4 protein-coding genes and 1 pseudogene are annotated in these 9,092 nt (G+C 57.9%); 3 read left to right on the top strand and 2 right to left on the bottom strand.

The window, feature by feature from the left end; translation table 11 throughout:
* Positions 1-1,531: 1,531 nt before the first annotated feature.
* The 3 genes from metC to IVA91_RS24060 all read left to right on the top strand — a co-directional run bounded on the left by metC (position 1,532) and on the right by IVA91_RS24060 (position 4,502).
* Complete coding sequence (gene metC / locus IVA91_RS24070) at positions 1,532-2,758, top strand: cystathionine beta-lyase (RefSeq protein WP_247459314.1); 1,227 nt, start codon at positions 1,532-1,534, stop codon at positions 2,756-2,758.
* 894 nt (positions 2,759-3,652) lie between these two features.
* Positions 3,653-4,297 carry an autoinducer binding domain-containing protein gene (locus IVA91_RS24065; RefSeq protein ID WP_247459313.1) on the top strand — a complete coding sequence of 215 codons (645 nt, stop codon included), beginning with the start codon at positions 3,653-3,655 and terminating at the stop codon, positions 4,295-4,297.
* Entirely contained in the window at positions 4,203-4,502 is a 300-nt protein-coding gene (locus tag IVA91_RS24060; protein WP_346015525.1) for a helix-turn-helix domain-containing protein, read from the top strand. The genes IVA91_RS24065 and IVA91_RS24060 overlap by 95 nt, the downstream gene beginning before the upstream one ends.
* Positions 4,503-4,958: 456 nt before the next feature.
* Here the strand turns inward: IVA91_RS24060 and IVA91_RS24055 are convergent, their stop codons facing one another.
* Both IVA91_RS24055 and IVA91_RS24050 read right to left on the bottom strand, forming a co-directional pair.
* Complete coding sequence (locus IVA91_RS24055) at positions 4,959-5,696, bottom strand: outer membrane beta-barrel protein (RefSeq protein WP_247450991.1); 738 nt, start codon at positions 5,694-5,696, stop codon at positions 4,959-4,961.
* A 2,690-nt stretch (positions 5,697-8,386) separates the two neighbouring features.
* A pseudogene (locus IVA91_RS24050) lies at positions 8,387-9,013 on the bottom strand (glycosyltransferase family 2 protein); the annotation flags it as partial.
* Between the last annotated feature and the right edge of the window lie 79 nt (positions 9,014-9,092).

Genomic DNA, 9,092 nt, shown 5'->3' with positions numbered 1-9,092 from the left:
GACCAGCTCCGACGACCCGAGCGCTCCCAGCAGAGCACGCCGATCAAAGGGGTCCCTTTTGGATGCCGATAGGGGGTCCCAGTCGAACGCCGATTGACATGAAAAAGCGGGGTTTGCCACGATCATTGATAGTATGAGGCTGATGAGCCGAATGTTAAGGCCTCCGAAAGCGCATCGACGATCTACAGCGCAAAGATCGGCGAACAAGCCTCGCACCGCGCATAAGCTTCGTTAGCATGCAGGCAGTCGAATAGACACGCCTGGCTCCAGCCATCATACGATCTTGGATTGGGGTTCTTCTTCGCGGTATAGTCTGACTCGCTTGCGTTCAAATTATTTGAACTTAGCGCGTCGAAACGCGTGCCGCTTGCGGCGCGCCGCTCCGTTCGGACGTCCCCGCCGAAGAAACGCATCTGTCGTAGTTTTGGAGCCGCGACACGCCGCAGCACAACGTAAGGACTCGCGCATCAGCTGCACCTTGCCGAGGGGGCCGGCAGCGAATTCTGCAGGTGAGAAGAGATCCCAGGCGCGTGAATTGTTTAGCCCTCGCGGGCTATTGTCGAGCGCTTCTGGTCCGCAAGATCTGGTTCTGGTTGCCAGCAGGCGGGTTGCTCGAGCGAGTTGCGCGACGGCGCGTGACTGCTGCAGCTCGGAGCGGGCCGTAGCCATATGCAGCCGCGCGCGCTCTCGTCGGCTGCGAAAACGCCGAGTGCGGACGCCGTGGCTGGCCCCACCGGCGGCGACAATCGAAAGGACAATAAGAGCTGCCACCATCTCAAGCGCGCCTCGCAGATCCTCAATGTGCCGCACCGGCACCTTGAGCCCGGAATGTGTCTCGGTTCGAAGAATCGAACCGCTAGTTAGTACAACTTGACGCTAGGTGCGATTCAAGTCTGCTAAGGGCCAGCTCTCGATTCAGTCAGGTGTCGGTTCTTGTTAGTTGTGATCATTCAGCGTAGTGGGGCTGCGAAATTCTCTTGCACCACGAACTTGCATGACGGCGGCGTAACGATCGCAACCGTGACTTAAATGGCGCAAATCATGCTCCGCGCTTCGCTATAAGCAGTGCAGCAACTAGGCCTTCATTGGGAAGCTGCAAAAACAAACGCCAACGCGCGAGTTCATAGAAGTGCAATTGTCAACCCACATCAAGATCGTCCCGATTTAGCCGATTTGGCGAGGAGCCCACATGCAGCGTCTTTTGTCCGACAAGAAATCCGCCTGGTGGCCGAGGCATCCGACCAGGCCGGCTTAATCCGCCTGCAGCGCGCAGCCGGCGCGTCTGGCCCGCCCTTTGCTGTAGTGATGGACCCACTGTAGAGCTGAATGAAGCTGACCACCGATATTCGGGGAGCTCGGTCCGGCGCGGTCTCACTGTGCGGTCGACAGCGCTTTCGATCTGGGAAGAGAGCTGCTCCAAGGTTGGGATACGATACAGAGTTCTCGAGTTGTCGCGCCTGAGACGAGTTGCAGATTATAGTAGTGGGCATTCGCCGCGCATTTAAGCGCCGCGATCCCAGATAGGAGAGGTATGGATCGCATCGCTTGGGATAAACTCTTGCCAGAGCCCAACACGCAATTGTCTCATCTCGGTCGCGCGCCCGCTAAACACGCCGGGATGGTCAATGTTCCTGTCTATCGAGGTTCCACGATCGTTTCGGAAACCCTCGAAGAGTGGGATAGGCGCAAGCAGAATCCAGTGACGAACTACGGACGATTCGGCTCACCGTTGTCTCGTGCTCTCGAGGCTGCCATTTGTGAACTGGAGGGCGGGTATCGTTCGATCGTGTTCCCTTCGGGGCTCTCTGCGTGCTCCCACGCACTTCTCGGGATCCTGAAGGCCGGGGATCATGTTTTGATCTGCGATAACGTCTATGAACCGGTGAGGATGTTCGCGAACCAGGTTCTAACTCGATTTGAGGTCAAGGTGGAGTACTTCCATCCCACTCAGCCTTCGGATCTACTCGCGAAGATTGGGACAAAAACGCGAGCTGTGTACCTGGAATCCCCGGGGTCCATGACGTTTGAGGTACAGGATCTTCCCGCGCTGTGCGCGATCGCACATCAATCGGGTGCGCTCGTGCTCATGGACAATACTTGGGCGACGCCGCTCTATTTCAAACCCTTTCTCCATGGCGTCGACATCTCGATCCATGCCGCGACCAAGTATATCGTTGGTCATTCCGACGCCCTTCTGGGCATTGCTACCGCTAACAGGGAAGCGTGGCCGCTCCTGCAGCAAAGCGCTCATCATTTCGGGGAGATTGCTGGGCCAGATGACATCTATTTAGCTCTTCGTGGACTGCGCACACTAGCCGTTCGCATGAGGCAGCATTACGAAAATGGCCTCAAGCTGGCTCAAAGCCTGGAAGACCACCCGGCAGTGGGGCGGGTTCTACACCCTGCGCTCCAAAACCATCCTGGCTACAATATTTGGAAGCGGGATTTCTTGGGTGCAAGTGGCCTATTCGGCGTCGTTCTGAAGCCTATCTCCAAGGCCCAGCTTTCGGTCTTCTTCCAGAAACTGCGCCTTTTTGGAATCGGATTGTCGTGGGGTGGGTACGAAAGCCTTGTGCTGCCTGTCGATGGTCCTCAACGAACGGAAGCAGCGGTTTCATTTGATGGACCATTGATTCGTATTCACGCCGGCCTCGAGGGGCCGAGTGATCTCATTGCGGACATGCATCAGGCGCTGCAAGCCGCCTGCGAACACTGCGTGAGCGACGCTGCTTACCAGGATGAGAGCAGAGACGGGTGATTTCAAGGGCAGTATTGATGGCGCGGAGGAGACCGATAAAAGCGACGCTTGGGGCGCTATGCTTACCGCACAACGAGCCACTATCATCGCGAGACCACGCCCGAACTCGTCTCCGCCCGAAACGCGGCAACTGGAATCCGAGCAGAGGTCAGTAGTGCAGACGGTCGCGAGTTCTGGGCATGTTGGCCGAGCGGATCGATGATCTACCATTCGTAAAGCGGATTTATGGCCGTGCATCTCCGAGATGGAGCACCAGCCCCGTGCAGGAAGACCATGCGCACGGCTTCTGTCTGTCAATCTGCGTGAGCAGAACGCCCATGATGTGCGGTCAGTTGAATGTCATTTAAGCCGCAGGTGCCATTGCCGTATTCGGATGATTCGCTCGCCCAAACATGTCCGGGTGCTTTTGAACACGAGCGCTTGGCAATACGCGATCGCGCAACCGGGGATCTCCAGGGTTGCGTTCGGTACGGCGCGACCGCCATGGCAGACCGGTATCGCAGCGGATGCATGCCATTTCTGCGTCTAGTTGCCTCTGCGCCCTATGACGCGGGCGCTCGGCCTAGCTAGCTCGGCTGGCCCCGGGGGGCAGAGGCGGGAGGCTGACCAACGCGTAAACGATCGTTCGCGTACTTGCCGATGCAACATATGTTCTTCAGCTAGCGCGAACAAGGTTGTCTCTCTTGCGACGAATGTCCGAATTCTAACAGTGAACGTTGCGTCCCCAGTTCTCCAGCACTCGTGCTTTTGCGGCACTGCTCCTGGCGCCTCAGCTGGTACGACATTTGCTGGACGCTTCAGGTCCGCCTCCTCCCGAAGAAGCGCATGCACAATGTTCTTTATCGAGCAACTATCCGATCTCAGCCAAGTCGATTGCAGCTCATGACGAGAAGTATGATTGTCGCGTTCGGTCGAGCACTTCGCAGAGAGGAGGCTGAAGTGGCGCAGGGCCCCTGCCCAAATCGATCCACTCAAAAGACGCAGCACCGGTTGCCTAAGTCGGTGGCGGAGGCACCAAATGGACCTATTTTGCTTCATCGAATGCGCAAAACAGAGTCGATCTCCCGAGGTGTTGTTCATCTGCTTGTGAGCTGTTCGAGCGAACAGGGCTTCAGTCAAGTCGCTTACGGGGCGCTGACGGACGCGGAGCCGACCCGCCGGCCAGAGTATCTGCCAGCCGCCGTGACAGTGAACTTTCCTTCCGCGTGGTGCGAGCGCTATGCTGAACGCCGATACAATGCCATCGATCCCGTGGTTCGGCGTACGACGATGCAGTCGGCTCCGTTTCTATGGGATCAACTCGCTCACAAATATCAATTGCAACCCGGCGAAATGCGTGTGTTGAACGAGGCCAAAGAGGCCGGTCTGAAGCACGGCGTAACCGTACCACTGTTCGGACCATTTGGACAACTATCTGTCGCATCGTTTGCATCCAGGTTCGACGATGTCGACCCTGAGTATCGCCTCAGTCGTCTCAACGCATTGGCTTGGCAGTTTCATCATGCATTTGCAGAAATTCGCGCCGTCATCGGAGGGTAGATGCCATATGCAAGTGGCCCTATCCGAACGAGAAAAGGATTGCCTCCGCTGGGTGGAAGAGGGGAAATCATCCTGGGAAATCGGAGTCATCCTGAGAGTCAGCGAGAATACCGTGAACTTTCACCTGAAGAACGCGATGCGAAAGCTAGAGACGAACAGCCGTACCCATTGCGTTGCCAAGGCGATTCGCCTCGGTCTTATCTGACGTTTCGGCGCCGCTGCCCCGTATCGACCTATGCCGGAGTCACGAGCGAGCGATCTGACCAGCGTGACAATATGACAATAGCAGCGAGGACGTTCAGCCCAAGGTGCAGAAGATGCTGTTGCCGCAAATAGCTGACAAGCCTGTCATCTCGATCGTCTTCGGGAGCCTCGATGCGCATCCCGCCGAGGGTTGGTCGTGTCTTCGATGCGTGAGAGGTTCGCACGATTGGCTAAATCCGACGTGGACTGGCCATGACGGGAGACCATTCGCCGCATCGATGACGCGCGTGCGACAGTGATCTTCGCAAGCTGGTTGGTTGTGGATGCCGCCACTCGTCCAATATGGGAGCAGTTTTTGGGCTTGAATTGCGACAACCTAGTCGCCTGGGACCCGCCCTCGCAAAAAGAAAGCCCCGGCCATGGGCCGGGGCTTTCGATCCGCCGTTCGTACTGCGGATCAATATTTCAGAAGAAACGGGCCGCCGAACTTATAGTTGACCCGTGCAGTCAGAAGATCGAAATCCTGGCGGATGCGATCGGTTCCGCCTGCGGGCGCGGGGAAGTGCACCGCTCCGGGCTGCATGAATAGGTGGTCGTACTCGAGGCTGACCGACCAGTTCGGCGCGAAACCGTACTCAATCCCAGCTCCCAATGCACCACCCCAAAAAATGTGGTCGCTCTTCCCAAGCTGCGCGCCCGTGAGGGTCGGGCTAATCTGATAGGTATTGCTCGTCACTGCGGCACCAGCTTTGGCGTAAAATAATACGTTGTCCACGGCATAACCGATCTGCCCCGTTACCACGCCGAACGCATCAATCTTGGTCTTGTTGATATCCGCAAACGCGACGCTGTCATTCGAGCCAGTCAAATCAGCCCAGTTCCCCTGGCCTTCAACACCAAGCACGATCTGGCCCATCTGCCTTCGATAGCCGATCTGGCCACCCACAGTAGCGCCGGTCGCATCATGGCAGCCCTCAGGCGTGCCGCCATTGAAGTCCCAGCAATTCGAGCTAGAGCCCAAGCCGCCGTTCATACCGACGTAGTAGCCGCTCCAGTCGTAGATCGTAGCCGCAACAGGCTGCGGAGCTTTGGTATAGAGAGGCTGGACGGGCTGCGCAGCCAGATCCGCGCCGAATGCGGGCGCCACCGCGCCAAGCGCCACAATGCTTACAGTCGCAAGCAACAAGTTCTTCATTTCTACTCTCATGTCTTGAGTGCCCCGAGCCTCGCGCGTCTTAACAACATCCGCGCGAATAGCTGTAGCTGCATCGCAACATTTGGGCCGAAAGGAATGCTTGAACCGAACCCTGCGTCAGGTTGCGGCGTTGCGGATCATCTTCAACTGCCTCGCTATGCTCCTTCGCGTGCGAACGCAGATTGCGTAGGCGTGGGCGAAAAGCGGGTTGCTGATCTCAGCGGATGAAGCGCACCGCAAGCCACATGACGCCCAGCCACACCGCAACCGAAAAGAGCAAAGCGCTTTGCAACGCCCTTGCTCTGATCCTGTGACGCCATCGAAGGAGCTGCGATGAGCAACCGGTGAAGCGCCGACCCCGTACAACAGCTGTCACTTCATCGTAATCTGCGAACCGGAAGTGAGAGCGATGCTTGCGAATATACGCCAGCCGCTCAGTGGGTGAGAGGCACTGTGCCCACACCTCCCCTGCCTCATCATCAAAACACGCGCTATTCTCAAGGACCTCGGCTAGGCGCTCGTCAGGTTTCATGATGCATCCGCTGTACTGACTATCGCGGATCGAGTTCTAGGAGGGAAGCCTCACCTTCGAAACCTCTCAGTTTAGGTAGGCGAGTTCAGGGGAATCGAACTCGGCCAGGAAGCATTTGTCACGGTCAATGCGGTGCTGATCCTGCGCGAGATGAAAGTCGAAGTCGTGCGATAACTCTGGATCTCTCTTCTCGCCCAGTGCAGATAGCCACGGGCATCGAAGCGGCGTAGATGCCGCGGGAGAGTGAAAGGTGCTCCTTGTCGATGCTGTCGCAATCGTGCTCGCCGTCGCATTCAGTTCAAGCGCTAACTCGCGTGCCAGACATGTCTTCTCCGCGGTGTGCACCAGCGCTGATGGAATTCGTTCCGGCAATGGCTTCCGCGCATGCTCAGATCACACAAATGTACCTTGCAAGGTCCAGGGCCGGTTGCGAATGCACCGCCGCCGACCCGATCATCCGTGAACGGCCGACTCGCAGTCTTCACCGTCAATGTCTCGGGTCACATCGGCCATCAGTCACACGCTACTCCGCGCTCTTGGGACTGACTCCACGCGAGCACGCGCGTGCCCTCCACGCCGCCTTGCGGTTCTGTGCTCGACGAACTGACGGCGGTCGGCGTTCGCCCTCCTGTGGCAGATCGGCCATTTCCTTGCTTGAGCAAGGCCGAATGCAGCATTAGGAACCACGGCGTGCGGGAACTCGGTGCGGCGGAGCAGAACTGCCGGAATGAAAGTAAGCGCCATAGAGCCGGGCGTGCTCACGTCGCTTGCGGGAACGCCAGCTGCGCATAGCGTATCCTAATCCAAAGCCGCGAAAAAAGTTCATAGTGAGAAAAAGAAGAAGTGTCGTCATCTCGATGTCTAATCCGGAGGATTGCTTTGATGTGTTACGTCACACTCCCGCCATGGGTGGTTGACTAGTTGGTCGGCGCGAGGCGGCGGATGCCTGGTTCCTACGACGTGACGCTACGTACGATTCAAATCCCTTCGGGTACTGTCGCGCGACAATCTAGATGGGACGCACTTCCTTCCTTATTGCCGCGCCGCAAGCTACTCCCTGCCACTTGAGATGGCCTGCAGCAGCAGTGTGCGTGGAGCCAGACATAGTATGCAGATCCGCGGAGTGGCCCACGCCGTGATTGTTTCAGGAAAACGACATTCGTGATGGCTGGGTGGTTTGGTCAGAGTGCTGCGCTTCTCTGGGCGGCATTGCCCCGCCCGCCGGGGGCAACGGAGAAGACTTTCGGTCGCAGCTGAAACGTGGACGAGACTAGCCGCTCGCGGCGCACTCGAAGTGCCGTTAGGACCTGGACCATTTGCGCGCCGCGGCGGCCGGCAGGCGGTCGCATTGCAGTGCAAGGGTACCGTACTCATCCTCTGAGACCGAGGTCTTGAATACACGGTTCTTGCCTTGACGATGCCTGAGAGTGGTCCTGCCACCTGTCCCGCGGCCTGCCTGCTGACGAGACGAAACTGTTAGCAAGAGCAGGCTGCCTGTATACCAATCGCTGGGCGATCTCGAAAGGACCGCCGGTTTTCAAAACCAGGACGATGTCTTCTTATTACCCGATCGAGTGATCTAACCTACGCCTTATGCAGAATTCCGCCAGGTGCTAGGCGGAACCTCGATTTGATTAGAGGAGTAAGAGTTGAACGTCCGATCGAGCAAATCGCCAAGAACGCAGGCGCCATGAGTCGGGTCGGACTTGGCTTCACGTGTCGTTCCCTGAGCTAGAACAAGTTTGGCGATTTGCGTACGATTGGCGATAGTACGGCGATCTGGCGGTAAAGCTGCGACTGCCTGATCGAAAATGTTAGCTAGGATGCGGAGGTCTTCTGGATAGAAGAGGTCACCGTATTGTTTCGCCGGCACTGTTCGCCTGCTGGGTCTGCTGGCGCTCGCCTCGCCTATTGCGCCGAGTTCCAGCTTGGCCGCGACTAGTGCGTTTGTGAGTTCGTCGAGCAGCTTGACCGCTCGGAGCGCGAATTTGTCTTGGCAGATCAGTTGAGCAACGACCTCCAATTGTAGAGCAATGCGGTGCTCAAGGTGCTCAATGCGCGACGTGCAAACAATCTCCTTCGGCTTCTCGGTTGTCGGGCTCGGGCACAAAAGCTTGCCATGCGTTCCATTTCCGTCCGGCAAATCGGCTGGACTGTGCGAGAGCCAGTCGCTGTTGCTCAAGGTACAGAGCGCATAGGCTTTCATCGGGAGCAGGAGGAAGATGTTGATCGGGGTGTGGAGCGAGAAGCCGATAAATCGAAGCTCGCCGGCACGAACGGCCGCCACGCCGCATCGAATCATGGTCATCGCGCCCGATGGTCAGACCGGTCCACCAGGGCACGGTGCCGGTGAGCGCGAGCTGAGCGAGCGCGGCAATCGATGAGATGGCGAGCAGCAGCGGCCCGAGGTTCTGTCCGAGCACGTCGAGCGTAAGGTACCGGTCCAGGGCGGGCAACAGGTGCAAACCCAGCAGCGTGTCGCGGTAAGTGCTCCGCGCCCAGCGGAGCTGTTGCCGCAGATACGGCAAGAGCCTGTCCGGGACCACCGTGGCGGCGATGGCGTCCGGAACGTACTCGGTTCGAAACCCTGCCTTGAGCATGAGGATGGTCAGATGGCGGTCCTCACCGAAGTCGCTCGGCTTTCCCCGGAAGAACTGCGTCTCGTACTGGTCAACAGCAGCGCGGAGCGGGGGTACATGGCACCAAAGCGCGTCTGCGCCGCGCGCTCCTCGTTGCAAGCCAACCAGTACTCCATGTCGATCAATCGTAAGCGCGAATTTCTCCGCACCTTTTGCTTTTGAGTGCCCTGATGCATGAGGTGTCCACCAAAATAGGTGGACACCTTGTGATGAGCGACGATAATC

This window comes from Bradyrhizobium sp. 153 (assembly GCF_023073835.1).
Classification (GTDB): domain Bacteria; phylum Pseudomonadota; class Alphaproteobacteria; order Rhizobiales; family Xanthobacteraceae; genus Bradyrhizobium.
This window is presented reverse-complemented; position numbering and strand designations above follow the sequence as displayed.

Bases quoted from the DNA above. Each gene is read 5' to 3' on its own strand.
- metC (WP_247459314.1), top strand. From the start codon at position 1,532: ATGGATCGCATCGCTTGGGATAAACTCTTGCCAGAGCCCAACACGCAA.
- IVA91_RS24065 (WP_247459313.1), top strand. From the start codon at position 3,653: ATGATTGTCGCGTTCGGTCGAGCACTTCGCAGAGAGGAGGCTGAAGTG.
- IVA91_RS24060 (WP_346015525.1), top strand. From the start codon at position 4,203: ATGTCGACCCTGAGTATCGCCTCAGTCGTCTCAACGCATTGGCTTGGC.
- IVA91_RS24055 (WP_247450991.1), bottom strand. From the start codon at position 5,696: ATGAAGAACTTGTTGCTTGCGACTGTAAGCATTGTGGCGCTTGGCGCG.